Source organism: Mesorhizobium sp. LNHC232B00, from assembly GCF_000502435.1.
In the GTDB taxonomy this organism is placed as follows: Bacteria; Pseudomonadota; Alphaproteobacteria; order Rhizobiales; family Rhizobiaceae; genus Mesorhizobium; species Mesorhizobium opportunistum.
Map to the genome: position 1 here is coordinate 38,336 of NZ_AYWP01000010.1, position 26,169 is coordinate 64,504.

Genomic DNA, 26,169 nt, shown 5'->3' on the forward strand with positions numbered 1-26,169 from the left:
AATGTTTAAGGAACCAGCTTGTAGCCACCGCTTTCTGTCACAAGAATTTCCGCATTGGAAGGATCGCGCTCGATCTTCTGGCGCAACCGGTAGACATGGGTTTCCAGCGTGTGCGTGGTGACGCCGGAATTGTAGCCCCAGACCTCCTCGAGCAGCACGTCGCGCGTCACCACCTTCTGGTCGGCGCGATAGAGATATTTGATGATCGAGGCTTCCTTTTCCGTCAGCCGCACCTTGGCGCCGCGCGGGTCGATAAGCAGCTTCTGGCTGGGTTTGAAGGTGTAGGGGCCGACCGAGAAAGTGGCGTCCTCGCTCTGCTCATGCTGGCGCAGCTGCGCGCGGATGCGTGCCAGAAGCACCGCGAAGCGGAACGGCTTCGTCACATAGTCGTTGGCGCCGGCCTCGAGACCGAGAATCGTGTCCGAATCGGTGTCGTGGCCGGTCAGCATGATGATGGGCGCCTTGTAGCCGCCCTTGCGCAGGATCTTCACCGCCTCGCGGCCGTCCATGTCGGGGAGGCCGACATCCATGATGAGCAGATCGATGAGGCCGCCGCGCGCCGTGTTGACGCCTTTTGCCGCAGTCGCTTCCTGCAGCACGTCGAATTCCTCGTAGAGGGACAATTGCTCGACCAGTGTGCCGCGCAGGTCGTCATCGTCGTCGACGATCAGGATGGTGCGTGAAGTCATGGATCAATCCGTTGTTTTGAAAAGTGAATTCAGTTGACCGCTGCGTATTTATGCGGAAGCTGGCCGGCACAACAGCCGATCACAGTGATTTGTTCCGTGGCACGATCATACAAGAAAAAACGCGATCGCAATGCAGCCGGCGCAATTTTGGTAAAACGGCTGCGTGTGCTGACCGTGCGGGCGAGGCCCGGGCACCCAACCCAGGGCCTGCTGCAGGCCGGAAACACGGTGTTTGCCTGCGCGCTGGGGCGTAGCGGCATCTCGGCCGACAAGCGTGAGGGCGATGGCGCCACGCCGCTCGGCTCGATGCGGGTGCTGTCAGGCTATTTCCGGGGCGATCAGTTTGCCGGCGCGCGCCGGACCCGGCTGGCGATGACGCCGATCGGGCCCGATCTCGGCTGGTGCGAGGTGCCTGATGACCGCAACTACAACCGTCCGGTCAAGATTCCCTATGGCGCCAGCCATGAACGCATGCGGCGCGACGACCGGCTGTATGACGCCTGCCTGGTGCTCGACTGGAACATCGCGCCGCGCCGCCGCGGGCGCGGCAGCGCGATCTTCTTCCACCTGGCGCGGCCAGGCTTCACGCCGACGCAAGGCTGCGTCGCGGTGACGGCGCGGACCATGGCGCGGCTTCTGCCACTGCTGTCGGACAGGACGGTGGTCAGGGTGGTGAGGTAGGCAGTAGGCAGTAGGCAGTAGGCAGTAGGCAGTAGGCAGTAGGCAGTAGGGTTACGTGTCGATGCCGTCTAATTTCCCTACTCCCTACTCCCTACTCCCTCCTCCCTACTCCCTACTCCTTTCGCCTGGGCTGTTGCCAGCCGATGTCGAGAAGGCCCAGCCGGCCCATCTCGCGGTCCATTGCCCGGGCGATGTCCTTGCGGCCGGCGCCGATATCGCGCAGTTGGCGATCGGACAGGTCCTCGACGTTCTGGTGCGGAAGATTGATCGCGACCCTGGCTTGACGCAGCCAGGCACGGATCGCCGCCAGCCGGGCCGGGCGGGCGGCATATGCAGGATGAAAAGCGGCGTGAGACATGATGGCATCCGTTCGTCCGGACATCAAATCCGGTTTGATGGTGTTTCGATGATCACATCATGCCCGATTGAAATCTTGGGAGGAAACGAGTAGTTTTTGCTCGATCATCAAGTTTTCTTTGAGGATTGAGAGCGCCATGGACCGCTTCGCCGAGATCCCCCGCTGATGGCGACCCTGCTGCCGGGAACGCGGGCGCTGAGGACGCTGGAGGCGGCGGCCAGGCACCTCAATTTCACCCGTGCCGCCGACGAGCTTGGCCTGACGCCGGCCGCGGTCAGCCATCAGATCAAGGAAATCGAGGATCAGCTCGGCATCGTGCTTTTCACGCGCACCAGCCGCACGATCCGGCTGACGGAGGCCGGCACGGTGCTGTTCGAGGCCGCGACCGATGCGCTCGACCTGCTTGGCCGGGCCGCCATGCGGGCGCGCAAGATAGCGCGGGGGACGGAATTTCTGAAGGTGACGCTGGACGCCCAGTTCGCGACAAAATGGCTGATGCGGCGGGTCGAGGATTTTCGCAAGCAGCGGCCGGGCATCGAGCTCCGGTTCGACATCGCCTACGGGCTGCGCGATTTCGATCTCGACGATGTCGATGTCGGCATCCGTTTCGGCGCCGGCAAATATCCGGGTCTGTGCGCGCACCGCCTGTTCGACAACGTCATCATTCCGGTGTGCAGCCCGGGCCTTCTGGCGTCCGGGCCGCCCTTGCGCGAGCCGCGCGATCTCTTCCACCACACGCTTGCCCATATCGAGTGGGCGCGCCAAGGCGTGACATGGCCGAACTGGCGCATGTGGATGGCGGCGGCCGGTGTCGACGATTTCGACAACAGCCGGACAATCGTCTTCGTCAATTCCTCGGATGCCATCCAGGCGGCGATCGACGGCAACGCCGTCGCCCTCGCCGATTTCGCCATGGTGGCCAACGACCTGTCCGAGGGCCGGCTGGTGCGGCCTTTCGAGCTCGGCATCAAGGTCGCGCCCGAATTCGCCTATTTCCTGGTCTATCCCCAGGCCATGGCCGACGACCCGCGCATCGTCGCCTTTCGCGACTGGATCCTGGAGGAAGTGGCCAGGACGCGCACGACGGACAGGGTATAGGCCGTCAACTCCCGCTCACGACCGGGCGTTGTGGCCGAAGATCATGCGGGTGTATTTCTTCCACTTCCATTTCACGCTTTTGTACAGGCGCGGATAGTTTTTCCCCGAAATAGACGTCTGAAAAGCTCCGTTCTCGCTGCCTTGTTCGACAATCGGCCGTTCGAACCACAGCATTTCAACGCCGAGTTGGTCGTCCATCCGTTCGACCTGGTGATCGATCGACGTGGATATCTTGTTTTGGTTGATCCAGGCACAGCGGGCTTCGGCGACCGGGCGGGTGATGAGATAGGAATCGGTGCATCTGGCATGCAGCGCGGGGTAGAGCCTTTGGCCCTTCCGCAGGTTCCAGCTCGGCGTGTAGTAGTTGCTGCCATTGCCGAGATAGATGACGGCCTTGCGGTCGGGGCTGCCGAGTTCGGCCAGTCCCTGGCGGAACTTGGCGACAAAGTCGCGAGCGAGGAAAACGTCGTCCTCGAACACCAGGCAATAGGGCAGGTCGGTCTCGAGGAAATCGCGCCAGATGCCGACATGCTTCAGCGCCAGCGAGACGGCAGGCGGGTGGACAAAGCCGGGCGCGACCAATTCGGCGCGGATCTCCGGGGTGACGTCCGGGCGGTCCCATTCGGTGTAGAAGTAGACCGGCACGCCGCGCCGCTCGAACTCGCGCACGATATGCCGGCGCCGGTCGTCATAGCCTTGCTTGACGTGACAGACGCGGGTGAACACCAGGTCGCGCGGAAATCCGGACTCATCCGCCATCGTCAACCCGCCGTCTCAGCTTGCCACGGCGCCGAACCAGCCGATCACCGCACCGATGATCAGCAAGACACCCAGCCAATGGCCGCCGTCGATGAGGGTCAGGTCCCAGCCGAAATTCTCATAGCGATGGTTGACCGAAAGTGTCGTCGCGACGAACCCCAGCCAAAGCACGAAGCCGAAGACGAGGCCGGCAAGCCATGTCGGCTCACCACCGGTCATCGCGCCGACAACCAGGGCCATGATCGTGGCCATGACCAGTTCGGCGATGAAGCTGACGACGAAGGGCAGCGGCGATTTCTTAATCGTCGCCGGATCGAGCTTGGCGGCTTTGAGCCACGGCTTGCTCAACGTCATGTACCATGCCGCGCCGAACAACCAGGCGACGATAGCGGCCACGATCACCGCCAGCCAGTTCACTGCCGAAAAATCCATCAGCTTCCCCCTCCAGAGCGTTTCACCGTTTCATGGAAACGGCGAACCGCTCCAACTCTTTATTTTGGACGCAATTCCAGACGGAAAAACCGCTCACACTTTTCCTGGAATTGCTCCAGATACAAATTCATGGAAACGCCTGTTCGGCGACGGCGTCAAGCAGTCGCCAGACGGTGGTGCGCTTTACCTCGGCGTCCTCGAGTGCCCGTGTCACCGGGACCTCGTAGAACGCCAACGGCTCCAGCCCCGATCGCGGCAAATAGGAGCGGCCGGGATCGCCGATCAGGATATCGGCCCCACGCCGTTTGAGAGCCGAGAACCAAGGCATCAGCCGGTCGGCGAAAGGCTTGTCGTAGAAGACATCGCCGGCGAGGATCACGTCCCAGCCCGCATCGGTGCCGACGCAGTCCGTGCCGAGGAATTGGACCTGGACATCATTGGCCTCGCTGTTGAGACGGATCGCCGTGGCGCAGAACGGATCGATGTCGGTGGCCATCACCCCGGCGGCGCCCACCTTGGCGGCGGCGATGGCGACGAGGCCGGAGCCCGAGGCAAAGTCGAGCACGCGCTTGCCCCGCACGGTACCGGGATTGTCGATGACATGGCGGGCGAGGCCCTGGCCGCCGGCCCAGGCAAATGCCCAGAAGGGCGGCGGCAGGCCGATCTCGACCAGTTCGTCCTCGGTCCGCTGCCAGAGGTCGTGCGCCTCGTCGGCGAGGTGCAGAAGAACCTCCGGCACATGCGGCGGCGCCATTAGTGCCGTGTTGTCGAGGATGAATTTTTGCGCGCTGTTTGGCGTGAGTACCGTCACGGAGCGGGCGTCAGGCCGCCCATGCGGCAGACTTCCTTCCATTCGGCCGGGGTCACCGGCTGCACGGAAAGCCGTCCGAGCCGCACCAGCGCCATGTCGGCGAGTTTGGGATTGGCCTTGATCTCTCCCAGCGTCGGCGGGTTGGGCACCTCCTTGAAGGCGCGGATGTCGACGCACTCCCAGCGCGGGTCGTCGGTGGTGCTGTCGGGATGGGCGAGCGCGCAGACCTCGGCGATGCCGACCACGTTCAACCCCTCATTGGAGTGGTAGAAGAAGCCGAGGTCGCCGATCTGCATGGCCTTCATATTGTTGCGGGCGGCATAGTTGCGCACGCCGTCCCATTGCGTGCCGGCCTTGCCCTTGGCCTTCAACGCCTCGAAGGAGAAGACCGAGGGTTCGGATTTGAACAGCCAGTAGTTCATTCTTTTTGCTCCTCCTTGCGCACCAGCGAGCAGGATTACCTAGCCGCCGGCTTGTTGAAGGTCCAGTTCCACTGGCGGATTTCGACGCTTTCGAACAGGCCGGCCTTGGCGTAGGGATCGGCTGCCGACAAAGCCTGAGCGGCCGCGATATCCGGAGCCTCGATTACGGCGAGAGTGCCGTTCGGCTTGCCGTCGGCGTCAAGAAAAGGACCGGCGAAGGCGAGCTTCCCTTCACCGTTCAGGCCTTCGATGAAGACGACGTGGGCGGGCCGCGTGTCAAGGCGCACCTGCAGGCTGCCGGGCTTGTCCTTGCAAATCAACGCAAACAGCATGGTTTTCTCCTGGTCTCGGGATCAAGGTTGGGGAATCAAGGTTGGGGATCAATCGTTGGTTTCGGTCTTTAGCGGCCGGGTCATCAGCGCCGTTACGGCTTGCCGCACGGTGATGGTGCCGTCCAGTATGGCGGCGACGGCGGCGATAATCGGCGCATCGATGTTGCGCTCGGCGGCGATGCGCGCGGCGATGGCCGCCGTCGGCACGCCCTCGGCCAGCGGCAGTCCGGAAAGTTCCTTGCCTTGCCCAAGCGCCAGCCCATAGGCGAAGTTGCGCGACTGGGCGGACGCGCAGGTGAGCAGCAGGTCGCCGAGACCGGAAAGCCCCATCAAGGTCTCGGGCCGGGCGCCGAAGGCGGCACCGATCCGGCGCAGTTCGACAAAGCCGCGCGTCACCATGGCGGCCTGGGCGCTGGCGCCGAGCCCGGCGCCGGTGACGGCACCCGCGGCGATGGCAAAGACGTTCTTCAAGGCGCCGCCGATCTCGACGCCGATCAGGTCATCGTTCGAATAGCAGCGCAGGTTCTCGGCCGAGAAGCGGGCGGCAAGGTCGGCTGCCAGCGCCTCGTCGCGTGCCGCCACCACCACCGCCGTCGGCAGGCCGCGGGCAACGTCGGTGGCGAAGCTCGGGCCCGACAGAACCGCGACGGGGTTTCCAGGGAGTATCTCCTCGACAATCGCCGACAGCAAGGCGCCGGTGTCGCGCTCGATGCCCTTGGCGCAGAGAACAAGCGGAATGCCGGCCGGCATGTTCGGCCTGGCGGCTGTCAGCATGGCACGAAGCGATTGCGCTGGCGTCACCGCCAGCACGCAATCGGCACCGTCGAGTGCCGCTTGGATGTTGCTCGTCGCCACGATGCCGGCCTGGAGCGCGATGCCCGGCAGATAGCGTGGATTTTCGCCGCGATCGATCGCGGTGACGGTCTCCGGGTCGCGTGCATAGAGGCGGACGAAATGGCCGGCGCGCAGCATGGCCAGCGCCAAAGCGGTGCCCCAGGCCCCGCCGCCGAGCACGGCAACGCGCCAGCCACTTGGCACTGGGTCGCCGCCGCTCACGCCCCTCTCGGTCAGGTCCGTCTCGGTCATGCCCCTCTTGGTCATGCCCCTCTTGATCATGCCTTGGCTCCCCGCCGGCCGGAGCCGACCATCGGCGCCGAGATGCTGTCCAGCGGCCAGCGCGAACGGGGTACGAAATCGAAGCCGTTCTCCTGCGCCATGCCTTCGCGCAGCCGCTCGATACCGGCCCAGGCGATCATCGCCGCATTGTCGGTGCAAAGCTTCAGCGGCGGCGCGACGAAGGTGAAACCGGCTTGAGAGCACAGCCGTTCCAGCGTCGTCTTGATGGTGCGGTTGGCGGCGACGCCGCCGGCGACCACCAGCGCGGGCGTGTTCGTGCCCGGAAATGTCTCGCTGAACCGTGCCAGCGCGCGCGAAACGCGGTCGGCGAGCGCATCGGCGACCGCGGCCTGGAACGAGGCGCAGATGTCGGCGACGTCCTGGTCGCTCAGCGGCTCGATGGCGGTCGCCGCCTGGCGCACGGCGGTCTTGAGGCCGGAGAAGGAGAAATCAGGCTGCGCCGACCCCTTCATCGGACGGGGAAAGGCAAAGCGGGCCGCATTGCCGGCCTGCGCCGCCTTCTCGACGTTCGGGCCGCCGGGATAGGGCAGGCCGAGCATCTTGGCGGTCTTGTCGAAGGCTTCGCCGAGCGCATCGTCGATGGTGGTCGCCCAACGCTGGTAGTCGCCAACGCCGCGCACGGCCAGGATCTGCGTGTGGCCGCCGGAAACCAGCAGCAGCAGATAGGGGAAATCGAGCCCGTCGGTCAGCCGCGCCGTCAAGGCATGGCCTTCGAGGTGGTTTACGGCGATCAGCGGCTTGCCCGCCGCCGCGGCGATCGCCTTGGCCGTCATCAAGCCGACGATCAGGCCGCCGACGAGACCGGGACCGGCGGTGGCGGCGATGGCGTCGATATCGGCCAGCGCCACACCCGAATCGGCAAGGGCGGCCTCGACGATGCCGTCCAGCGCCTCGACATGGGCGCGCGCGGCGATCTCGGGCACGACACCGCCGAAGGCGGCATGCTCCTCGATCTGGCTGAGCACGATGTTGGACAGGATTTTCGGCGCGTCATAGCCTTCAAGCGCCACGACGCTGGCGGCGGTCTCATCGCAACTCGTCTCAATGCCCAGAACGCGGATCAATTCGTCGCTATCCCAAGAGTTGTTTATCAGGCCTTTCCCCGTTAGGAGAAAGCCCGAAAGGCCTCGGTCATTCCAACTGCATTTCTGCGACGCCAAGTGGCTCCACTTGGCTGCAAAATGCTCTGGCCGGGGGTTATCACGGACCGCGCGCCATGCAAACAACCTTGAAAATCGGAACACGCGGCAGCCCGCTGGCGCTGGCCCAGGCCCATGAAACGCAGGCGCGGCTGATGGCCGCGCATGGCTTGCCGGCGGAAGCGTTCGAGGTGGTCGTCATCTCGACCAGCGGCGACCGCATCCAGGACCGGCCGTTGTCGGAGGCCGGCGGCAAGGGCCTGTTCACCAAGGAGATCGAGGAGGCGCTGCTGGCGGGCGCCATCGACATCGCCGTGCATTCGTCGAAGGACATGCCGACGCAACTGCCCGGCGGCCTGGAACTCTCGGCCTTCCTGCCGCGCGAGGACGCGCGCGACGCCTATGTCGGCAAGGCGGCGAAGACGATCGCCGACCTGCCGCGCGGCGCGACAGTCGGCTCGTCGTCGCTCAGGCGGCAGGCGCTGATCCGCCGTATGCGGCCGGATCTCGACGTGGTGATGTTCCGCGGCAATGTGCAGACGCGGCTGCGCAAGCTGGATGAAGGGGCCGCCGCCGGCACCATCCTTGCCTATGCCGGGCTGAAGCGGCTCGGGCTCGACCATGTCGTCACCGACCTGATCCCGCTCGACGTCTTTCCGCCGGCGCCGGGCCAGGGTGCGATCGGCATCGAGACCCGCATCGGCGATCGCGCTGTCGAAAAGATGCTGGTGGCGATCCATGACGTGCCGACCGGACAGGCGCTCGCCTGCGAGCGCGCCTTCCTGGCGGCGCTCGACGGCTCCTGCCGCACGCCGATCGCCGGCTACGCGGCGATCGAGGGTGGGAAGCTCTCTTTCGCCGGCCTGATCATCTCGCCCGACGGCACGCAGTCGCACATGATCGAGCTGCAGGGGCCAGCGCAGGATGCCGCCCGCATCGGCACGGAAGCCGCCGGGACGGTGCGGGCCAAGGCCGGTGAAAAGTTCTTCGACGGCTGGNCGCCCGCATCGGCACGGAAGCCGCCGGGACGGTGCGGGCCAAGGCCGGTGAAAAGTTCTTCGACGGCTGGCTCTGAAAATGCCTGGCGTCCTGGTGACCAGGCCGGAACCGGGGGCTTCGCGTACGGCGCGGCGGGTCCTGGAGGCGGGTTTCCAGCCGATTCTCCTGCCTTTGACCGAAACGGCGGCTTTGCCTACCGATGCCGGTCAGGTTCCGGCTGATGCTCTCGCCGTTGCCGTCACCAGCGCCAACGCCGTGCGCCATGCTTCGGAAGAAATCATCGCGGCGCTCGCGGCCTTGCCTTGCCATGCCGTTGGAAAGCGGACAGCCGAAGCCGCGCGCGACGCAGGGTTCCTGTCGGTGCGCGAGGGTGCGGGCGATGCCGAGGCGCTGGCCGAAAACATGGGCGATACCTTTTCCGGCAAGACGATCGTCTATCTCTGCGGACGCGTGCGGTTCCCGGTGTTCGAACAGCGGCTGGAAGCCGCTGGCGTCCAGGTCCACGCCGTCGAGACGTACGACACTTCGGCGGTGCGATGTTCCGACAAGGACGTCCTTGCGCTGACGTCAGGCCAACCGGTCGATGCGGTGCTGCTCTATTCCGCCAAGGCGGCTGCCGCGATGCAGGATTTGGCTGCAAGGCCCGCCTTGAAACTACTGTTTGAAAAAACACGGTTTTTGGCGCTTTCCCAGCGCATCGCCGCTGCTCTTGACTATAGCGCCGGCAAAGCAATCGAGATTGCCGCGACGCCCGACGAAGACGCGCTGCTGGCACTTTTGCGGGCGCCCCGCTGACCCGCGTCATCACACCGCCCCTTTTCACCGCTTGGTGATGTGCTAGACCCTTTCTGAACCATCACGCGCCGCCAGGCGTTGAGACGAAGCGAATTTTGCGGAGCCCAGGCATGGTCAAGACGCCGAAGATGCGACACTCGAAAGGACGCCGCGACCCGGTGACCATCGATCTCGAGCCGGGTGCCGTCTCGCGCATCGTCGACGAGGATGCCGGCAAGGACGCAGCAGTCGGGGACGCAGAAGCCGGGAATGCGGCCCAGACCGACGAGGCGAAGGCGGAGGAAGCCGCGAACGCCTCGCAGCCGGAGGCGCCCGAAGAGCCGGTGCATGCCGACCAGGTCGATCTCGAACCCTGGGAGCATGCCGATGCCGCCGCGGGACAGTCCGGGGCGGATACGGCGGCAAGGGTCAAGGCCGCCGAGCCGGAAATGCCTTATCCCGGCTCGGACACGCCATCCGACCGTGGCAACCCTTCTTCCGACTACAACTTTGAGGACGCAACCACCAAGACTGGTGAAACCAAGGCAGCCGGGGGAAAACCCGACGCAAGGAGCGGACCAATGGCAGCGCAGCCGAAGCGTGGCGGCCTCAACGGCCTCGCCGCCGGCATCATCGGCGGTGTCATCGCGCTGGTCGGCGCCGGCGGCCTGCAATTCGCCGGTCTGCTCGGCGCGCCGGGTTCCGGCGCCGGCGTCTCGCTCGATGGCGTCAACAGCGACATCGCCTCGCTGAAGAGCGAAATCACCGGCCTGAAAGAAGCCGGCGGCAACAACGATGCAGCGGCCAAGCTGGTCGGGCTTTCTTCGGGCCTGGAGCAGGTTAAGGCCGATGTCGCGGCGCTGAAATCGGCGGTTGAATCCGGCGGCGCCGGCGACAATGCCGGGCTCGCCGCGCTCGGCGACAAGGTCAAGCAGATCGAAACCGCGGTCGCGGCTCTCGGCAAGGCCGGCAGCGCGGCGCCGGTCGATCTCGGCCCGCTCAACGAAAAGCTGGCCGATCTCGATGCGCTGGTGAAATCGACAAGCGAAGCGGCGAAGACCCAGGACGGACGGCTCGCCGCGCTCGAACAGTCGGTGTCGCAGCTCTCCGGCAAGGTCGACGCCCAGGCTTCGCAGCCGAAGATCGCGCTCGCCATCGCCGCTTCGGCGCTGAAGGCGGCGCTCGACCGTGGCGCGCCGTTCTCGGCCGAACTCGATACGCTGGCCGCGATTTCGCCCAACGCGCCTGAACTCGCGACCTTGCGACCCTATGCCGAAAAGGGCGTCCCGACCCGAGCCGAGATCGCATCGCAGGTGGATGCTGCCGCCAATGCCATGGTCGCCGCCGCAACGCCGGTCGATCAGAATGCCGGCTTCCTCGACAATTTGATGTCGAGCGCCGAATCGCTGGTCAAGGTCCGGCCGATTGGCGCCGTCGAAGGGGCCGGCGCGCCGGAAACGGTCGCGCGCATGGAGATGGCGGTCAACCAGGGCGACTACGCCAAGGCGCTCAGCGAATACGACACGCTGCCGGCAGCGGTGAAGACCGCCGGCGCTGACTTTGCCGGCAAACTGAAGGCCCGCGTCGAGGTCGAAACCCAGGTCGACGCGCTGATCTCCAGCGCGATGAAGGCATGAGGGCAACACAATGATCCGCCTGTTCGCCTTCCTCGTCGTCGTCTTCGCGCTCGGGCTGGGCTTTGCCTGGCTGGCCGACCGGCCGGGCGACATGGTCATCACCTTCAACGGCTACCAGTACCAGGTCAGCCTTATGGTCGCGGCGGTGGCCGTCGTGGCGGTCGTGGCCGCGGTGATGATCGCGTGGTGGCTCGTCAAGTCGCTGTGGAACAGCCCCTACACCATCTCGCGCTATTTCCGCGTGCGCCGCCGCGACCGCGGCTATCAGGCGCTGTCGACCGGCATGATCGCCGCCGGCGCCGGCGACGGTGCGCTGGCGCGCAAGAAGACCAAGGAAGCGGCCAAGCTGATCCGCTCCGACCAGGAACCGCTGATCCATCTCCTGGAGGCGCAAGCGTCGCTGCTCGAAGGCGACCATGAAGGCGCGCGGCAGAAATTCGAGAGCATGCTGGACGATCCCGAGATGCGGCTGCTTGGCCTGCGTGGCCTCTATCTGGAAGCCGAACGCCTGGGCGACCGCAACGCGGCGCGCCATTATGCCGGTCGTGCCGCGGTGATGGCGCCGCAGCTCGCCTGGGCCGCCGAATCGACGCTGGAGGAGTTGACCGCGCGCGGCGACTGGGACGGCGCCCTGAAGTTGGTCGATGCGCAGAAGTCGACACGGCAGATCGAACGCGACGCCGCCAACCGCCGTCGTGCCGTGCTGCTGACCGCCAAGGCGCAGTCGCTCGCCGACAGTGACCCCAACGCGGCAAGGACAGCGGCGCTGGAGGCCAACAAGCTGCGGCCGGACTTCGCCCCCGCCGCCGTCGCCGCCGCCGCCGCGCTGTTCAAGCAGAACGACGTGCGCAAGGGCTCGAAGATCCTGGAGACGGCATGGAAGGCCGAGCCGCATCCGGAGGTCGCCGAGCTCTATATCCATGCAAGGCCGGGCGACGCCGTGCTCGACCGCCTCAACCGGGCGAAGAAGCTGCAGGAGATGAAGAAGAACCACGCCGAATCGTCGATGACGGTGGCGCGCGCCGCGCTCGACGCGCAGGATTTTTCGACCGCCCGCCGCGAGGCCGAGGCAGCGATCCGGATGGACCGCCGCGAGGGCGCGTATCTGCTGCTCGCCGACGTGGAGGAGGCCGAGACCGGCGACCAGGGCAAGGTCAGGCAACTGCTCTCCAAGGCGGTACGGGCGCCGCGCGATCCGGCCTGGGTCGCCGACGGCGTCGTTTCAGAACGGTGGGCGCCGGTATCGCCGGTCACCGGCCGGCTCGATGCCTTCGAGTGGCGTGCGCCGATGGAGCGGCTTGGCCAGCTCATAGATAGCCGTGATGAGGCTCCGGACACCGTGCCGGTCATCGAGGCCCTGTCCAAGCCGGTCAGCGAAACGCCGGTCGACGCGATCGAACCTGCCACCACGGGCAGCGAGGCGACGGACAAGGCGGCCGAAAGCCGCGAAGACCACGTCACGCCGGTTACGGCCGCGGCGTTCGCGGCGGTGCCGGCCGATGCCGAGGGCGTGGAGCCGGCGGAAGAATTGACGCGCTTGCCGGACGATCCCGGCGTCGATCCGGACGACGAGGCAGAGAAGTCGCCGCGCCGCTTCCGGCTGTTTTGATTTGGCCATCGGGCGGTTGGGAATGAATTGATGTTCGAACGTGTTCTGTCGTTTCTCAGGGACTTGCCGGCCAGTTCCGGCACGCATGCCAGCACGGACGATCCGCGCGTCGCCGCCTCGGCGCTGCTCTACCATGTGATGAATGCCGACGGCGTGCGGCAGGATGTCGAATGGGAGCGGTTCAAGGCGGTGCTGGCGCAGAGCTACTCGATCAGCGGCGCCGAACTCGAGGCGCTCGCCGCCGCCGGCGAGCGTGCCGACAACGAGGCGATCGACCTCTATGCCTTCACCAGCGTTCTCAAGCGCCACCTCGACGCGGACGGGCGCAAGGCCTTCATCGGCCTGATGTGGGAGATCGTCTATGCCGATGGCGAGCTGCATGAACTCGAGGACAACACGGTGTGGCGCGTCGCCGAACTGATCGGCGTCGAGCGCCACGACCGGGTCGAGGCGCGCCGCAAGGCGGCGGCGCAAGCGCCCGGCGCGCGCGGAACCTCCAGCGACGAATAGACGGGATCCCGCCTGCCGATGCCGCGCCAGACGAGCCCGAAGCCAAAAATCCTGATTGTGCTGCACCAGGAGAATTCGAGCCCCGGACGCGTCGGCCACATGCTCATCGAAGAGGGTTTCGACCTCGATATCCGCCGGCCGCCGCTTGGCGACGCCTTGCCGGAGACGCTGGATGGCCATGCTGGCGCCGTGGTGTTCGGCGGACCGATGAGCGCCAATGACGAGGACGAGTTCGTCCGCCGCGAGACCAGCTGGCTGGACATTCCGCTCAAGGAAAACCGGCCGCTGCTCGGCATCTGCCTTGGCGCGCAGATGCTGGTCAATCATCTCGGCGGCAAGGTCGAGGGTCACGGCGAAGGGCTGGTCGAGATCGGCTGGTATCCGCTCAAGGCGACCGAAGCCGGCAAGAAGCTGATGCACTGGCCCGAGATGGTCTACCAGTTCCATCGCGAAGGCTTTTCGCTGCCGAGCGACGCGATCTTGCTGGCGACGGCGGAGACCTACCCCAACCAGGCCTTCCGCTATGGCGACAATGCCTGGGGCATCCAGTTCCACGGCGAACTGACCAGGGTGATGATGCAGCGCTGGGTGGTGCGCGGCGCGCATCGCTTCGAGCTGCCCGGCGCGCAGCCGGGCCGCGATCATTTGGGGGGCCGGCTGATCTGGGATTTACATCTGAAGCGCTGGCTGGACGAGTTCCTGCGCATGGTGTTCGGCAGGCCAGCGGTACGGTAGCTCGGTTTTCTTGCAATTCCGGACGAGGACGGTTTTCGCGTTTTCCGAAACATCCACTTTTCTAGGCTTCGAGCACCGGCCGCATGAAGCTGCGCTCATAGCTGAGAATGCTGCGATTGCGTTTTTCCGTTTCGAACACTTCCTGGCATTCCGGATCGGCAGCCATCCGTTTGCGGTAGTCCTCGTAGTCGGCAAGGCTCGGAAAGCTGAACATGGCATAGGCGATATTGCTCGCCCCTTCGCTTGGTAGGAAATAGCCGTGATGGTTTCCACCGAGACGATTGACCAGACCGATCCAGCGACGGCCATATTCTTCAAACTCGGCAAGCTTGTAAGGATCGATGACATATTTCAGGTAACAAGTGATCATGGGAGTTCCTGTGACAGGGTGACGAATCTTGCCGACGGTTAGCGCGCGTCAGTTTCGCCCGTTGAGGTGGCGAACCCTGCGCAGTTGCGGGAACAGATACGCCCACAGGCCGGCGACCGCGATGGCGCCGACGCCGCCGATCACTACCGCCGGAACCGTGCCGATCAATGCCGCCATGGTGCCGGCACGGAATTCGCCGACTTCGTTGGAGGCGCCGACGAAGACCTGGTTGACGGCGTTGACGCGGCCGCGCACTTCGTCCGGCGTCCACAACTGGATCAGCGTTTCCCTGATGTAGACGCTGAACATGTCGGTGGCGCCCAGCAAGGCAAGGGCGACGATGGACAGCCAGGTGATGGTCGACAGGCCGAACAGCACGGTGCAGGCGCCGAATGCGGCGACGAAGCCGAGCATGATCTTGCCGGCATTGTCGCGAAGTGGGTGCCCGGCCAGCCAGACCGCCACGCAGATGGCGCCGATGCCGGGCGCCGAGCGCAACAGGCCGAGGCCCCAGGGGCCGAGTTCAAGAATATCGCGCGCATAGACCGGCAGCAGCGCCGAGGCGCCGGACAGGAGCACGGCGAAGAGGTCGAGCGAGATCGCGCCGAGCACGATCTTCTCGCTCCAGATGTAGCGGAAGCCGGCAAACAGCGTTTCCATCGTCGGCTTGTCGGTTGCGGTCTGCTGGGCGGGCTTGGGAATGGTGAAGATCAGCAGGCCCGCCACCAGCATCAGCGCGGAGGCGACAGCGTAGGCGGCTTCCGGCGAGACGCCATAGAGCAGGCCGCCGGCGACCGGGCCAACGATCGTTGCCGTCTGCCAGGCGGACGAGTTCCACGCAATCGCGTTGCCGAAATCTTCCGGAGGCACCAGATTGGCGAACAGCGACGAGGAGGCCGGTCCGTAAAAGGCGCGCGCCATGCCGAACAGCGCCAGAACGACGAAGATCGGCAGCGGACTGACGAGGCCGCGCAGCGTGAAGTACAGGAGAACGAGCGCACAGCTTGCCTCGACCACCGTTGCCAAGGCCATGATCAGGCGGCGGCCGAAGCGATCCGCGACGACGCCGGTGACCAGCACCAAAAGCAGCGACGGCAGGAACTGGACGATACCGACAATGCCGAGATCGAAGGGATCGCGCGTCAAATCATAGATCTGCCAGCCGACGGCGACGGACACGATCATGGTGGCGAAGGTGGTGAGGAAGCGCGCCGTCCAATAGCTGAGGAAGGCTTTGTGCCGGAACGCGGCGTAACGCTGCTCCGGGGAAGTTTGTAGGGATGTCATCGAGTGAGGCCCCGTTGCTATGACATTGACCGGCGGGGCACTTCCCGGATGGGCGCTGTTCCGATCAATGAAACTTATCAAAGTTCGGCGGGCATATGCGTTAAAATCAGGCCTGGATCAAGGGACTTTCGCCTTGGCCGATCCATCGCACAAGGAAGTTACTGTCGCAGCGCGGCCGAAATGGCATCGAGCCCACCCCTCAGTTCGGCCTCGGTCGGCCAGCCGAAACCAACGCGAAAGAAGCGCTTCGGCATCTCGAACCAGTGACCGGGCCCGACATAGGTGCCGTGGTTTTCCAGCAGGTTCACATAGAACCGGTCGAGGTCGAAGCCGGGGTCGACATTGAGGCGCGGGAAGCCGACGACACCGCCTTCGGGCCTGATCCAGTCTACCAGCGGCTCGCGGTCGATCCAGGCCTGGACGATGTCGCGTCGCCCTGCCATCTCGGGCAGCAGCGTCGCCAGGAAGGCGTCCCGGCGCTCCAGCATGCCGCGTGCGATACCTTCGTCGATGACGCTGCCGCAAATGCCGATCTGCTCCTTGGCGGCAAGGAACGTCTCCTGAAGGGCCGCATCCCTGGTGATCAGCCAGCCGATGCGGATGCCGGGAATGCCGAAGGCCTTCGACAGCGACGAGACGCTGATGGCCTTGCGGCTCAGCGAGGCCGCCGACGGCAGCCGCTTGCCGTAGGAGAGATCGCGATAGGTCTCGTCGACCAGCAAATGGCAGTTGCTGGCTTCGGCTAAAACCACCAGAGCGTCGAGTTCGGCGCGGCGCATCATCGTGCCGGTCGGATTGTGCGGGCAGGTGACGCTGATCAGCTTCGTGTTCGGCCGGATCGCCGCCTTGACGGCCTCGACATCGATGGCAAAGCTGTTCTCGAACGCGAGGTCGACAAAGCCGATGGCGCAGCCGATCGCCCTCGGGGTCTCGATGTTGGTGGCATAGTTGGGCCTGACGACGACGAGGTGATCGTCCGCCGACAGAAGCGAGGTAGAGATGATGAACAGTGCGCCGGCGGCGCCGGCGGTGACCAGCACATCGTCGGGCGAAACGCCGGCATCCTGCGCCGCAATCAGCGCACGCAAGTCCTTATCGCCGCGATGCTCGCCATAGAAGAGCGTCAGGTCGGGCAGCGACAGGCCGATGTCGGAGAGCTTCTGGTCGGCGATCGAACTTTCGGAGAGATTGTAGCGGATACGGTCGTAGCCGTACTCTTCCGGCGCCTCTTTCTCGATCACCATCCTGGTGTAGTTCATGGCTTCCCCCAGATCACCCTGTCTAGCCTATCCAAGCCACAAAAACATGAAGCCTGCCAAGGCGAATTCGCCGGCAGGCTTCTGTTCCAGTCGTCCTAACGATTGGCTCAGGATGAAGGGGTCAGGCCGAGACCTTGGCCTTCCGAGCTTTGCCCTTGACGGGTACCACTACGGCCGCCTTGCGGCCAAGGCCGATCGACTTCGCCAGCAGCGAACGCGAGGCGGCGTAGTTGGGGGCGACCATCGGGTAGTCCGACGGCAGGCCCCATTTGGCGCGATAGGCGTCCGGGCTCAGGCCGAAATGCACGCCGAGATGGCGCTTCAGCGATTTGAACTTCTTGCCGTCCTCGAGGCAGATGATGAAATCCGGCATCACCGACTTCTTGGGGTTGACCGCGGGGACCAGGGGCGCCGCCACCGTAACCGCCGGCTTGCCGAGGCTGCTGATCGAGGCGGCGACACTGGCAATGAGGTCGGCCAGGCCGGAGGCGGGCAAGCGGTTCTTCTCGACGTAGGCGGACACAATATGAGCGGTCAGCTCGAGAAGGTCGATGTCTTTGCGAGCGTCGTTGCTATCGTCGGTCAATCTTTCCTCCGTCTATGGCGCGCAGCCTCGAAAATCGGGCTCGTTTTCGAAAGGACAGTGCGCAAACCCTAAGTGCTGAAGCGACTTTCGTGGACCCCTTGGTCGCGCCGCAGTGTAGTTCGGCGAAACTCCTAGTCGGCAAATCTGCTTAATGCAATGACTGACGTGGCGTCACACGTGATTTTGAACAACTATACTAAAACGTAATAATATCAGACGATCAAGGCCTCGTCTCGCCACAGACGAAACCCGCCTTCGAAAGCGCGTGTGTTGTCGCCGCGCCTGCTGTCGGTGGGCAGCTCGTCGAGCTTGTCGACATTGCCGCCGCCGATGACGATATAGTCGGGCTGCAAGGCGGCGCGGAGCCGGCCGACGACGTCGAACACATATTTGCGCCACTTCTTCTTGCCGTGCTTTTCCAGGCCGCGTTCGCCGACATAGTCCTCGAAGCTCCTGCCTTTCCTGTAAGGAAGATGGGCGAGTTCCATCGGCTGGCCGACATTGTCGAGGACCATCGCCGCGCCAAGGCCGGTGCCGAGGCCCAGGAACAGCATGCGCCCGCCTTCATAGCTGCCGATGGCCTGCATGAGCGCATCATTGACCACCTTGACCGGCTTGCCGAACTGCGCGGCGAAATCGAGGCCTGCCCAACCCTTGCCGAGGTTCATGGGGTCGAGCACCGGCTTGTTGTGACGCACCGGGCCTGGATAGCCCATCGAGATGACGTCGTAGGACAGGCCCTCGGCGAGCTTTTTCACCACGTCGATCATCTGTCGTGGTGTCAGGTCCGGGCCCGAATCGGCCAGGCGTTCCGCTCCGCCGGCGCTGGTCAGGATCTTGACGTGCGAGCCTCCGATATCGATCGAAAGCACGATCTTGCCGGTGTCCGCAGCCTTCTGCTTTGCCGCCTTGGCCATCGCTTCCCCTCCGCTCATGCTACCGGGTCGATCCAGCCATTTGGCGGACCGAAGTCGGCCATGGCGTCCGCCGGTCCCCATGTCCTGGGATCGTAAAGGTGCGGCGGGGTGGTGTCGCCGAGCACCGGGCCGACGATGCGCCAGGCGAGCTCGGCCGCGTCCTGGCGCGTGAACAGCTGGCCATTGCCGTTCATGGCGTCGCCGATCAGCCGTTCGTAAGGCGGCATGTCGCCCTTGCTGTCGTCGAGCGCGGTGAGTTCCACCTGCTCGCCGACCATGTCGTCGCCGGGCGCCTTGCGCTGGGCGCCGATGGCGATCACCACCTGCGGGTCGATGCGGAAGCGCACGTAGTTCTGGTCGGCGGGCTTGATCGGGTCGAAGACGTCGAGCGGCGGCCGCTTCAGCCGCACCACCACCTCGGTGACATGCACCGGCATGTTCTTGCCGGCGCGGATGAAGAACGGCACGTCCTGCCAGCGCCAGGTGTCGACGAAAAAGCGCACCGCCGCGAAAGTCTCGACCGGCGAATTCGGCGCCACGCCGGGCTCGGCCAGATAGCCGGTGAACTGGCCGCGCACGACGTCGTCCTTCGTCAGCGTCCTGATCGCCCGCAGCACCTGCACCTTCTCGTCGATCAGGTCGTCGGCCGAGCGGCCGACGGGCGGCTCCATGGCCAGCAGCAAGAGAATGTTGAGCAGATGGTTCTCGATGACGTCCCTGATGCAGCCGACGTCGTCATAGAAGCGGCCGCGCCCTTCGACGCCGAAATCCTCGGCCATGGTGATCTGCACGCTTTCGACGTAGTTGCGGTTCCAGATCGGCTCGAGCAGCGAATTGGCGAAGCGGAAATAGAGCAGGTTCTGGATCGCTTCCTTGCCGAGATAGTGGTCGATGCGGAAGATCGACTGTTCGTCGAACACCAGGTGCAGGACCCGGTTCAGCCAGCGCGCCGACTGCAAATCGTGGCCGAAGGGTTTTTCCACCATCAGCCGCGCGCCGTGCGCCGTGCCCGACTGCTCCAGCCCTTGCACGACGGTCTCGAACATGGTCGGCGGCACCGCCATGTAGTGCAGCGGCCGCTGGGCGCTGCCGAGCGCGCTCTTCAGCTTTTCGAAGGTCGCGCCGTCGCGGTAGTCGCCGCTGACATAGCGCAGCAAATTGGCGAATTTGGCGAAGATCTTTTCGTCGATCTTGCCGAGCGCGTTGACGATGCCGTCGCGGGCGCGGGCCTGCAACTGCTTCAAATCCCAGGCGTCGAATGCCACGCCGATCACCGGTTCGGTGAGCGTGCCCTTGGCGACCATCTGGTAAAGCGCTGGAAATATCTTCTTGTGGGCGAGGTCGCCGGTCGCCCCGAAGAGCACCAGTGTGTCGGACCGTTCCTGGCTCATGCCTGTGTCTCCCCTGCCGCCGTCACTTGCCGGCCTTCGGCTTCTCGACATGGCCGCCGAAGGCATAGCGCATGGCGGACAACAATTTGTCGGAGAACTCGGATTCGCCTTGCGAGGAGAAGCGGTCGAACAGCGCCGAGGACAGCACCGGCGCCGGCACGCCGGTGTCGATCGCCGCCTTCAGCGTCCAGCGTCCCTCGCCGGAATCCGAGACCCGGCCGCCGAACTGCGCCAGGCCCGGATCGCTCTTCAGCGCGCCGGCGGTGAGATCGAGCAGCCAGGAGCCGATGACGCTGCCATGGCGCCAGACCTCGGCGACCTGGGGAAGGTCGATGTCGAACTGGTAGTATTGCGGGTTTTCCAGCGGGCTGGTCTCGGCGTCGGCGGTGCGCTGCCGCTTGCCGGCATTGGCCGATTTCAGGATGTTCATGCCTTCGGCATAAGCGGCCATGACGCCATATTCGATGCCGTTGTGCACCATCTTGACGAAGTGGCCGGCGCCGCTCGGCCCGCAATGCAGGTAACCGAACGGCGCCGTGCCGGCAGCCTTGTCCGGTGAAGGCGCGCCGGCATCGGCGCCCGGCGCCAGCGTGGCGAAGACCGAATCGAGGTGCTGCACCGCGACGTCGGGACCGCCGATCATCAGACAGTAGCCACGCTCCAGGCCCCAGACACCGCCGCTGGTGCCGACATCGACGAGATGGATACCCTTGGCGGCCAGTTTCGCGGCCTGGTCGACGGCGTCATGATAGTAGGAATTGCCGCCGTCGATGACGATGTCGCCGGGCTCCATCAGGGCCGCGACCTGATCGATGATCTTGCCGGTGATGGCGGCCGGCAGCATCAGCCAGACGCAGCGCGGCTTGGCGAGCTTGCCGACGAATTCCGCCATCGAGGCGGCCCCAAGGGCGCCGTCGCCGACCAGGGCCGCGACGCTGGCGGGGTTGATGTCGTAGACGACGCATTCATGGCCGTCGCGCATCAGGCGGCGGACCATATTGGCGCCCATCCGGCCCAGTCCCATCATTCCGATCTGCATGGTTTCGTCCCTGTTTGCTGGAGATTTGGGGTTTGTCGAGGAAGGATTTTAGCGGCTATCCTGCTCGCCTGATGTGACGGAGAAGTCGACATTCTCCCAATCGCCGGTCCCGGGCCAGAAAAAAGTGAAGGTCAGCGTGCTTCCGCTGGGCAGGGCGACGGGCAGATCGACAAGGTGGATGCCGAAAGCATTCTCTTCGGTCTTGCTGTCCTGGGCGGTCGTCCAGTTGTCGATGCTCCAATGGACCGTGGCCGGAGCCAGCAGCTCGACACGCAACGTCTTGCCCCCAGGCAGCGCACGGATCTTGTTGTTGAAGCGCCATGTCCTGAACGGCGATACGGTCCTGTCCTCGATGTAGCGCTTCACGCCTTGCGGCGGCATGTCGAAGACCGCGCCGTCGCGCAGCGAGCGCAACAGCTTGATGTGCTCCGAATGGGCCCAGACCAGCGGCATGGCGCTGTCCGATGGCCTGCCGCGCAGCAGTTCGCGCTCGGGCATGTCGGGGCCGTCCCAGACCTGCTCCGGCAACAGGCCACCCGTTCCGGCGGATCGTTCCAGCGTGTCGAGCAGGCCGGCGGCCTTGTCCTTGCGGCCCGCCGCCAGTTCGTAGTGAGCGCGCTCGCCGGCGAGCAGCGGCCATGGCCGGCCCTGGCCGGTGCCGTCGAAGGGCGAGCCATCTTCGTGCTCGCCATAGCCGTCGCCATTGTAGCGGTACCAGAGCGGCCCTTGCGGCAATGCGCAGCGCAATTGCGCGTCGATGACCTTGACGGTGTCGATGATGCGCGGATCGTCGGCGGCCCGGAGGCCAAAGCGGACCAGCGCCAGCGCATCCGGGCTGACGATCTCTTGCGCCGGCCGATCGGTATCGCCAGGTGGCCGGTTCTTGATCGGGACAAAGCCGTCCTTCGGCGAGCCGGCCTCGGCGCTGTCGGGTGGCGCGATGCGGACATAGTAGCCGTCGACGCCGGCCACCTCGCTGGTGGCCGTGGCGGTGACATAGGTCCAGCGCTCGACCTGGTCATTCCAGACGTCCGCGGTCTCGCGCAGATAGGTTGCCGCGTCCGCCTCGCCGCAGGCGTCGAGCAGGTCGGCGGCGGCAAGCAATGCGGCGATCTCGACGGCGAGCGTGAACGGGCTGTAGCCGGCGTCTTCTTCCCAGCGGTCCTCGCCGGTGACGGGTCCGTTGCGCACGACATAGGTTGCGGCGCGTTCGATCATCGGCTGGAAGGTGGCGAGCCTGGTACGTGGCAGGTGCCCGGCGCGGTGCAAGGCATCGGCCAGCAGCAGCGGAAAGGCGCATTCGTCCATCTGGATGCCGGGCCAATAGGCGGATCCGTCGAGCCAGGCGTTCTGCGGCCAATGACCGTCCGGCTGCTGGATGGAGGCGAGATAGTCGAGGATGTGCAGCGCCGAGGCGGCATCGCCTGCCGCGAGAAATCCGCCCGCCGTCTCGACAAGGTCGCGCGGCCAGACCAGATGATAGCCGCCGAGGTCGTCGTCACCCTTGTTGAAGCCCCAGGGGATGGACAGGCTGGCGACCGCCGCGCCCGGCAGGGCGATCGAGCGGTGCGTCGCCAGGACAGCGGTGCTGGTTCGATAGCTGTTGACCCCGGACGCCGCTCGCCGGTCCAGAGGCAGCAGCCCGGCCTGCCATTTGCGCCAGTTCTGGACATAAGACTTTGCTGCCGGCTCAAAACCTCGCTTCAGGCTGGCGAAGGCGTTTTCCGCAGCCTCATCCGGCGTCGCGCCAAAACCCAGCGCCAGCACGGCCTTTGTCTTGGCCGATGTAAAGCCGATCTCGCCGGTCAGCGCGACATTGCCGTTCTCGGCGCGCTGGCAGGCCGGATCGAGCCTGCCGGCATGGTTCAGTTGCTGCCAGCCGTCGGAGAAGCCGACATAGCCGGCCGAACAGTCTCGCCAGGACAGCGACGAAGCCAATGCCAGGCAAGAGCCGCGCCCCGAGGCGAACAGCACCGGTTTTCCCTTGTGGGCGCCGATCCAGGCGGTGTTGCCCATGCCGGCATTGACCAGATGCGGCGCCAGCAAGGCGTAAACGCGGTAGTCGCCAGGCGCGCCCTTGAGCGGCGTGTAGGTGATTTCCTGCAGCAGTGCGGGGCGCGCCGGGTCGGCAAGGATGCGCTTTTCGATGCGGTAGGCGCCATCGGTGGCGGTGTTGACCAGCCTGTAGGCCGGCACGCCGTCCTCGAACGGCTCGATGGCGTGCGCGGCATCGCGCTTTTCCTCCGAGAAATAGCCGTCGGGACCGGTGACGAGCAGGCCGAGGTCGCGGGTGCAGGCGCTGTCGAGCCGCGGACAGTAGATTTCGTTGAGGATGCCGTGGCTGATGGTGAACCAGATCTGGCCGGCCGGCGAAAGCGAAGTGCCGACGCCACTCTTGGCGCTTGACGTCCAGCGCGCCGGAATTCCCGGGGCGCCCTGGGCAATTTTTGGCGTCACTGGCATTCTGTTTCGGTCTCCTGACCCACTCCCTAGACAGGACCCGGAGCCATTTCAATCATTGCACCGCAAGTTGATCGGCACGCCCCGCTGATTGCAGTTGACAGCCCGCCGGCCTTCTGCACTTTTGTCTGACAATAGATAAAAAACAGGTACGCAAGCGCGACAGTCACCAACAGCCCTCAAGACCAGCAACTCTCGGGAGGAGTATGACATGAAGAAGCTATTTGTCCTCGGCACGCTCGCAGCGGTGCTCACCGCCGGCACGGCACTTGCCGACACCAGCGGCAAGAAGATCGCATTCTCCAACAATTATGCCGGCAATTCATGGCGGCAGGCGATGCTCGACAGCTATGGCATCGTCACCAAGAAGGCGGTCGACGACAAGGTCGTCGGCGCGGCCGACATCTTCACCACCGCCGACAAGGAAGTGCCGACGCAGGCAGCCCAGGTGCAGAACCTGATCCTGCAGGGCTACGACGCCATCGTCATCAACGCGGCTTCGCCCGACGCGCTCAACGGCGCCATCAAGCAGGCCTGCGACGCCGGCATCGTCGTCGTCTCCTTCGACGGCATCGTCACCGAGCCTTGCGCCTACCGCGTCGTGGTCGACTTCAAGGACATGGGCAAGCAGGAAGTCGAGCAGATGGCCAAGTTCCAGCCCAAGGGCGGCAATTTGCTGGAAATCCGCGGCCTGGCCGGCACGTCGATCGACGATGCCATCCATGCCGGCATCCTCGAAGGCGTCGCCGCCCATCCCGAGTTCAAGATCGTCGGCTCGGTGACCGGCGACTGGGACCAGACGACGGCGCAGAAGGCGGTGGCGACCATCCTGCCGTCGTTGCCCGATGTCGTCGGCATCGTCGACCAGGGCGGTGACGGCTATGGCGCCGCGCAAGCCTTCGCCGCCGCCAACAAGCCGCGCCCGACCATCATCATGGGCAACCGGCAGGACGAGCTGAAGTGGTGGAAGGAACAGAAGGAGAAGGACGGCTATCAGACCTGGTCGGCTTCGATCGCGCCGGGCGTGTCGACGCTCGCCTTCTGGGTGGCGCAGCAGGTGCTCGACGGCCGCAAGGATATTCCGCACGATCTCCTGGTGCCCTATCTGGCCTTCACCCAGGACGATTTCGAGGCAGCCCTGCCGAAGATCAAGGAGGGCGGCGTCGCCACCCACGAATACACGCAGGAAGAAGCGGCGGCGGCCATCAAAGCCAACATCAAGTGAATGCGGCGTTGGCGTCCATACTGGCGAGCGGATATTGTTGAGCATGCCTGAAGGGAACGCCGATATCATCAGACTGAACGGCGCCGAAAAACAATTCGGCGCCGTTCGCGCGCTGGGCGGGGTGGATTTCCACGTCGGGCCTGGCGAGTGCGTTGGCCTGGTCGGCCACAATGGCGCCGGTAAATCGACCCTCATGCACATGGTGGCGGGCACGTTGACGCCCGACAGCGGCAAGATCGGCGTGCATGGCGCCGTCGAGGACAATTACTCGGTGTCGCGCGCGCAGCAGCTCGGCATACGCTGCGTGTTCCAGGAACTGTCGCTGTGTCCCAATCTCAGCGTCGCCGAAAACACGCGCATCAACCACGCTTCGCTCACCGGCTTCGGCTGGCGGCGCAAGGCGGCCGAGCTGATCTCCGCCAAGCTCGACGAGATTTTTCCCGGCCACAGCATTTCGGCATCGGATATCGTTGCCGACCTGTCGATCGGCCGGCGCCAGATGGTCGAGGTCGCCCGTGCCTTCACGGTCACGCAAGACCGGCTCGACCTCGTCATCCTCGACGAACCGACATCCTCGCTCGACGCGCATACGGCCGGCCAGCTGCTCGCCTTCGTGCGGCGTTTCGTGGCCAGCGGCAAAAGCTGCATCCTGATCTCGCATGTTCTGGGCGAGGTGCTGCGCAATGCCGACCGCATCGTGGTGATGCGCGACGGCAAGGTGGTGGCGTCGGACGCGGCGGATGCCTTCGATCGCGACCGGCTGGTGACGGTGATGGGCGGGGCGGAGGCGCGCCGCAAGATCGCGGCGCAAGCCGCTGCCGCAAAGCCCGAAGCCAGTCCGCTGCGGGTGCAGGCGCGGCCCGCCGCGCAGAAGGACGGCACCGACCTTGTCGCCCGTGCCGGCGAAATCATCGGCCTTGCCGGGCTGGCCGGACACGGGCAGACCGACCTGCTGCTGTCGATCTTCAGTGCGGCCTCACGCGCCAAGAAGGGCATCGAAGTGACGGCGCCGGTGGCGCTGGTGGCCGGCGACCGCCAGTCGGACGGCATTTTTTCGCAGTGGTCGATCGCTGAGAATATCGGCATCGGTTCGCTTGCACGCCTGCGCAACGGGCTTTTGATTTCGCCGCAACGCGAGGCCGAACTGGCGCGGTCCTGGCAAAAGAAGATCGGCATTCGCACGCCGGACATGAACAACAACATCTTTTCGCTGTCGGGCGGCAACCAGCAGAAGGCGCTGTTTGCCCGCGCTCTCGGCTCGGATGCGCAGATCGTGCTGATGGACGACCCGATGCGCGGCGTGGACATCGGCACCAAGCTCGAAGTCTATGACCTCGTGCGCGAAGAGGCCGGCCGCGGCCGCACCTTTCTCTGGTACACGACCGAAACCGAAGAGCTCGACAATTGCGATCACATCTACGTCTTCAAGAACGGCCGCATCGTCGCCAATCTGCGTCGCGACGAGTTGACCGAAGAGAAGATCATCCAGTCCTCCTTCGGCGATGCGGCCTGA

General features: G+C 65.0%; 26 protein-coding genes and 1 pseudogene. 10 read left to right on the forward strand and 17 right to left on the reverse strand.

Annotated elements, in window-relative coordinates; genetic code table 11:
- Positions 1 to 5 precede the first annotated feature (5 nt).
- Positions 6 to 689: a response regulator transcription factor gene (locus tag X743_RS154550; RefSeq protein ID WP_023765932.1), complete on the reverse strand. Its 684-nt coding sequence runs from the start codon at positions 687 to 689 to the stop codon at positions 6 to 8.
- 144 nt (positions 690 to 833) lie between these two features.
- On the opposite strand from X743_RS154550, the gene X743_RS154545 reads away from it, so the two are divergent.
- Complete coding sequence (locus X743_RS154545) at positions 834 to 1,370, forward strand: L,D-transpeptidase (RefSeq protein ID WP_198028439.1); 537 nt, start codon at positions 834 to 836, stop codon at positions 1,368 to 1,370.
- A gap of 112 nt (positions 1,371 to 1,482) precedes the next feature.
- Here X743_RS154545 and X743_RS154540 read toward each other — a convergent pair whose 3' ends face one another.
- A complete protein-coding gene (locus X743_RS154540; protein WP_023765934.1) occupies positions 1,483 to 1,728 on the reverse strand; it encodes a hypothetical protein in 246 nt (81 codons plus the stop codon).
- Between the two features lie 165 nt (positions 1,729 to 1,893).
- Between X743_RS154540 and gcvA the strand changes: the two genes are divergently transcribed.
- A complete protein-coding gene (gene gcvA / locus X743_RS154535; RefSeq protein ID WP_023765935.1) occupies positions 1,894 to 2,826 on the forward strand; it encodes a transcriptional regulator GcvA in 933 nt (310 codons plus the stop codon).
- 15 nt (positions 2,827 to 2,841) lie between these two features.
- Here the strand turns inward: gcvA and X743_RS154530 are convergent, their stop codons facing one another.
- From X743_RS154530 to tsaD, 7 genes are all read right to left on the reverse strand, one after another.
- Positions 2,842 to 3,585, reverse strand: a complete 744-nt coding sequence (locus X743_RS154530) for a glycosyltransferase family 25 protein (protein ID WP_023765936.1) — start codon at positions 3,583 to 3,585, stop codon at positions 2,842 to 2,844.
- 15 nt (positions 3,586 to 3,600) lie between these two features.
- Complete coding sequence (locus X743_RS154525) at positions 3,601 to 4,017, reverse strand: DUF1761 domain-containing protein (RefSeq protein ID WP_023765937.1); 417 nt, start codon at positions 4,015 to 4,017, stop codon at positions 3,601 to 3,603.
- A 127-nt stretch (positions 4,018 to 4,144) separates the two neighbouring features.
- Positions 4,145 to 4,870 carry a methyltransferase gene (locus tag X743_RS154520; RefSeq protein WP_198028436.1) on the reverse strand — a complete coding sequence of 242 codons (726 nt, stop codon included), beginning with the start codon at positions 4,868 to 4,870 and terminating at the stop codon, positions 4,145 to 4,147.
- Positions 4,825 to 5,250 carry an EVE domain-containing protein gene (locus X743_RS154515; protein ID WP_023765939.1) on the reverse strand — a complete coding sequence of 142 codons (426 nt, stop codon included), beginning with the start codon at positions 5,248 to 5,250 and terminating at the stop codon, positions 4,825 to 4,827. The genes X743_RS154520 and X743_RS154515 overlap by 46 nt, the downstream gene beginning before the upstream one ends.
- Positions 5,251 to 5,285: 35 nt before the next feature.
- The gene (locus X743_RS154510) at positions 5,286 to 5,582 is read right to left on the reverse strand and encodes a YciI-like protein (protein WP_023765940.1); all 297 of its coding nucleotides are present in this window, start codon (positions 5,580 to 5,582) and stop codon (positions 5,286 to 5,288) included.
- Positions 5,583 to 5,630: 48 nt separating this feature from the next.
- On the reverse strand, positions 5,631 to 6,668 hold the full coding sequence (locus X743_RS154505) for an NAD(P)H-dependent glycerol-3-phosphate dehydrogenase (protein WP_031257751.1): 1,038 nt from the start codon (positions 6,666 to 6,668) through the stop codon (positions 5,631 to 5,633).
- Positions 6,669 to 6,694: 26 nt separating this feature from the next.
- Positions 6,695 to 7,780, reverse strand: coding sequence for a tRNA (adenosine(37)-N6)-threonylcarbamoyltransferase complex transferase subunit TsaD (tsaD, locus tag X743_RS154500; RefSeq protein WP_198028440.1), 1,086 nt, complete (start codon positions 7,778 to 7,780; stop codon positions 6,695 to 6,697).
- Between the two features lie 155 nt (positions 7,781 to 7,935).
- Here tsaD and hemC point away from each other — a divergent pair.
- The 6 genes and pseudogenes from hemC to X743_RS154470 form a co-directional block, all read left to right on the forward strand.
- A pseudogene (gene hemC / locus X743_RS154495) lies at positions 7,936 to 8,856 on the forward strand (hydroxymethylbilane synthase); the annotation flags it as partial.
- 79 nt (positions 8,857 to 8,935) lie between these two features.
- Positions 8,936 to 9,652: a uroporphyrinogen-III synthase gene (locus X743_RS154490; protein WP_023765944.1), complete on the forward strand. Its 717-nt coding sequence runs from the start codon at positions 8,936 to 8,938 to the stop codon at positions 9,650 to 9,652.
- A gap of 110 nt (positions 9,653 to 9,762) precedes the next feature.
- The gene (locus X743_RS154485) at positions 9,763 to 11,268 is read left to right on the forward strand and encodes a COG4223 family protein (RefSeq protein WP_023765945.1); all 1,506 of its coding nucleotides are present in this window, start codon (positions 9,763 to 9,765) and stop codon (positions 11,266 to 11,268) included.
- A 10-nt stretch (positions 11,269 to 11,278) separates the two neighbouring features.
- A complete protein-coding gene (locus X743_RS154480) occupies positions 11,279 to 12,877 on the forward strand; it encodes a heme biosynthesis protein HemY (protein WP_023765946.1) in 1,599 nt (532 codons plus the stop codon).
- Between the two features lie 30 nt (positions 12,878 to 12,907).
- Positions 12,908 to 13,387, forward strand: coding sequence for a TerB family tellurite resistance protein (locus X743_RS154475; RefSeq protein ID WP_023765947.1), 480 nt, complete (start codon positions 12,908 to 12,910; stop codon positions 13,385 to 13,387).
- Between the two features lie 18 nt (positions 13,388 to 13,405).
- A complete protein-coding gene (locus X743_RS154470; protein WP_023765948.1) occupies positions 13,406 to 14,122 on the forward strand; it encodes a glutamine amidotransferase in 717 nt (238 codons plus the stop codon).
- 61 nt (positions 14,123 to 14,183) lie between these two features.
- On the opposite strand, the gene X743_RS154465 is transcribed toward X743_RS154470, so the two are convergent.
- The 8 genes from X743_RS154465 to X743_RS154430 all read right to left on the reverse strand — a co-directional run bounded on the left by X743_RS154465 (position 14,184) and on the right by X743_RS154430 (position 23,434).
- Positions 14,184 to 14,492 carry an NIPSNAP family protein gene (locus X743_RS154465; RefSeq protein WP_023765949.1) on the reverse strand — a complete coding sequence of 103 codons (309 nt, stop codon included), beginning with the start codon at positions 14,490 to 14,492 and terminating at the stop codon, positions 14,184 to 14,186.
- A gap of 48 nt (positions 14,493 to 14,540) precedes the next feature.
- Positions 14,541 to 15,779 (reverse strand): MFS transporter, encoded by a 1,239-nt coding sequence (locus X743_RS154460; protein ID WP_013892320.1) that lies wholly within the window; start codon positions 15,777 to 15,779, stop codon positions 14,541 to 14,543.
- A 158-nt stretch (positions 15,780 to 15,937) separates the two neighbouring features.
- On the reverse strand, positions 15,938 to 17,038 hold the full coding sequence (locus X743_RS154455) for an aminotransferase class I/II-fold pyridoxal phosphate-dependent enzyme (protein ID WP_023765950.1): 1,101 nt from the start codon (positions 17,036 to 17,038) through the stop codon (positions 15,938 to 15,940).
- A gap of 121 nt (positions 17,039 to 17,159) precedes the next feature.
- Positions 17,160 to 17,624 (reverse strand): MucR family transcriptional regulator, encoded by a 465-nt coding sequence (locus tag X743_RS154450; protein WP_023765951.1) that lies wholly within the window; start codon positions 17,622 to 17,624, stop codon positions 17,160 to 17,162.
- Between the two features lie 212 nt (positions 17,625 to 17,836).
- Positions 17,837 to 18,541 (reverse strand): ROK family protein, encoded by a 705-nt coding sequence (locus X743_RS154445; protein WP_023765952.1) that lies wholly within the window; start codon positions 18,539 to 18,541, stop codon positions 17,837 to 17,839.
- A gap of 14 nt (positions 18,542 to 18,555) precedes the next feature.
- Positions 18,556 to 19,932 carry a glucose-6-phosphate dehydrogenase gene (gene zwf / locus X743_RS154440; protein WP_023765953.1) on the reverse strand — a complete coding sequence of 459 codons (1,377 nt, stop codon included), beginning with the start codon at positions 19,930 to 19,932 and terminating at the stop codon, positions 18,556 to 18,558.
- A 22-nt stretch (positions 19,933 to 19,954) separates the two neighbouring features.
- Positions 19,955 to 20,971 carry a phosphogluconate dehydrogenase (NAD(+)-dependent, decarboxylating) gene (gnd, locus tag X743_RS154435; RefSeq protein ID WP_023765954.1) on the reverse strand — a complete coding sequence of 339 codons (1,017 nt, stop codon included), beginning with the start codon at positions 20,969 to 20,971 and terminating at the stop codon, positions 19,955 to 19,957.
- Positions 20,972 to 21,019: 48 nt separating this feature from the next.
- Positions 21,020 to 23,434, reverse strand: a complete 2,415-nt coding sequence (locus X743_RS154430; protein WP_023765955.1) for a glucan 1,4-alpha-glucosidase — start codon at positions 23,432 to 23,434, stop codon at positions 21,020 to 21,022.
- A 208-nt stretch (positions 23,435 to 23,642) separates the two neighbouring features.
- On the opposite strand from X743_RS154430, the gene X743_RS154425 reads away from it, so the two are divergent.
- On the forward strand, positions 23,643 to 24,656 hold the full coding sequence (locus X743_RS154425; protein WP_023765956.1) for an ABC transporter substrate-binding protein: 1,014 nt from the start codon (positions 23,643 to 23,645) through the stop codon (positions 24,654 to 24,656).
- Positions 24,657 to 24,699: 43 nt separating this feature from the next.
- Positions 24,700 to 26,169 (forward strand): sugar ABC transporter ATP-binding protein, encoded by a 1,470-nt coding sequence (locus X743_RS154420; protein ID WP_023765957.1) that lies wholly within the window; start codon positions 24,700 to 24,702, stop codon positions 26,167 to 26,169.

What these genes read in the sequence shown, in the direction of transcription:
- X743_RS154550 (WP_023765932.1), bottom strand. Translation starts at nt 689, where the DNA reads ATGACTTCACGCACCATCCTGATCGTCGACGACGATGACGACCTGCGC.
- X743_RS154540 (WP_023765934.1), bottom strand. Translation starts at nt 1,728, where the DNA reads ATGTCTCACGCCGCTTTTCATCCTGCATATGCCGCCCGCCCGGCCCGG.
- gcvA (WP_023765935.1), top strand. Translation starts at nt 1,894, where the DNA reads ATGGCGACCCTGCTGCCGGGAACGCGGGCGCTGAGGACGCTGGAGGCG.
- X743_RS154530 (WP_023765936.1), bottom strand. Translation starts at nt 3,585, where the DNA reads ATGGCGGATGAGTCCGGATTTCCGCGCGACCTGGTGTTCACCCGCGTC.
- X743_RS154525 (WP_023765937.1), bottom strand. Translation starts at nt 4,017, where the DNA reads ATGGATTTTTCGGCAGTGAACTGGCTGGCGGTGATCGTGGCCGCTATC.
- X743_RS154520 (WP_198028436.1), bottom strand. Translation starts at nt 4,870, where the DNA reads ATGGAAGGAAGTCTGCCGCATGGGCGGCCTGACGCCCGCTCCGTGACG.
- X743_RS154515 (WP_023765939.1), bottom strand. Translation starts at nt 5,250, where the DNA reads ATGAACTACTGGCTGTTCAAATCCGAACCCTCGGTCTTCTCCTTCGAG.
- X743_RS154510 (WP_023765940.1), bottom strand. Translation starts at nt 5,582, where the DNA reads ATGCTGTTTGCGTTGATTTGCAAGGACAAGCCCGGCAGCCTGCAGGTG.
- X743_RS154505 (WP_031257751.1), bottom strand. Translation starts at nt 6,668, where the DNA reads ATGACCGAGACGGACCTGACCGAGAGGGGCGTGAGCGGCGGCGACCCA.
- X743_RS154490 (WP_023765944.1), top strand. Translation starts at nt 8,936, where the DNA reads ATGCCTGGCGTCCTGGTGACCAGGCCGGAACCGGGGGCTTCGCGTACG.
- X743_RS154485 (WP_023765945.1), top strand. Translation starts at nt 9,763, where the DNA reads ATGGTCAAGACGCCGAAGATGCGACACTCGAAAGGACGCCGCGACCCG.
- X743_RS154480 (WP_023765946.1), top strand. Translation starts at nt 11,279, where the DNA reads ATGATCCGCCTGTTCGCCTTCCTCGTCGTCGTCTTCGCGCTCGGGCTG.
- X743_RS154475 (WP_023765947.1), top strand. Translation starts at nt 12,908, where the DNA reads ATGTTCGAACGTGTTCTGTCGTTTCTCAGGGACTTGCCGGCCAGTTCC.
- X743_RS154470 (WP_023765948.1), top strand. Translation starts at nt 13,406, where the DNA reads ATGCCGCGCCAGACGAGCCCGAAGCCAAAAATCCTGATTGTGCTGCAC.
- X743_RS154465 (WP_023765949.1), bottom strand. Translation starts at nt 14,492, where the DNA reads ATGATCACTTGTTACCTGAAATATGTCATCGATCCTTACAAGCTTGCC.
- X743_RS154460 (WP_013892320.1), bottom strand. Translation starts at nt 15,779, where the DNA reads ATGACATCCCTACAAACTTCCCCGGAGCAGCGTTACGCCGCGTTCCGG.
- X743_RS154455 (WP_023765950.1), bottom strand. Translation starts at nt 17,038, where the DNA reads ATGAACTACACCAGGATGGTGATCGAGAAAGAGGCGCCGGAAGAGTAC.
- X743_RS154445 (WP_023765952.1), bottom strand. Translation starts at nt 18,541, where the DNA reads ATGGCCAAGGCGGCAAAGCAGAAGGCTGCGGACACCGGCAAGATCGTG.
- zwf (WP_023765953.1), bottom strand. Translation starts at nt 19,932, where the DNA reads ATGAGCCAGGAACGGTCCGACACACTGGTGCTCTTCGGGGCGACCGGC.
- gnd (WP_023765954.1), bottom strand. Translation starts at nt 20,971, where the DNA reads ATGCAGATCGGAATGATGGGACTGGGCCGGATGGGCGCCAATATGGTC.
- X743_RS154430 (WP_023765955.1), bottom strand. Translation starts at nt 23,434, where the DNA reads ATGCCAGTGACGCCAAAAATTGCCCAGGGCGCCCCGGGAATTCCGGCG.
- X743_RS154425 (WP_023765956.1), top strand. Translation starts at nt 23,643, where the DNA reads ATGAAGAAGCTATTTGTCCTCGGCACGCTCGCAGCGGTGCTCACCGCC.
- X743_RS154420 (WP_023765957.1), top strand. Translation starts at nt 24,700, where the DNA reads ATGCCTGAAGGGAACGCCGATATCATCAGACTGAACGGCGCCGAAAAA.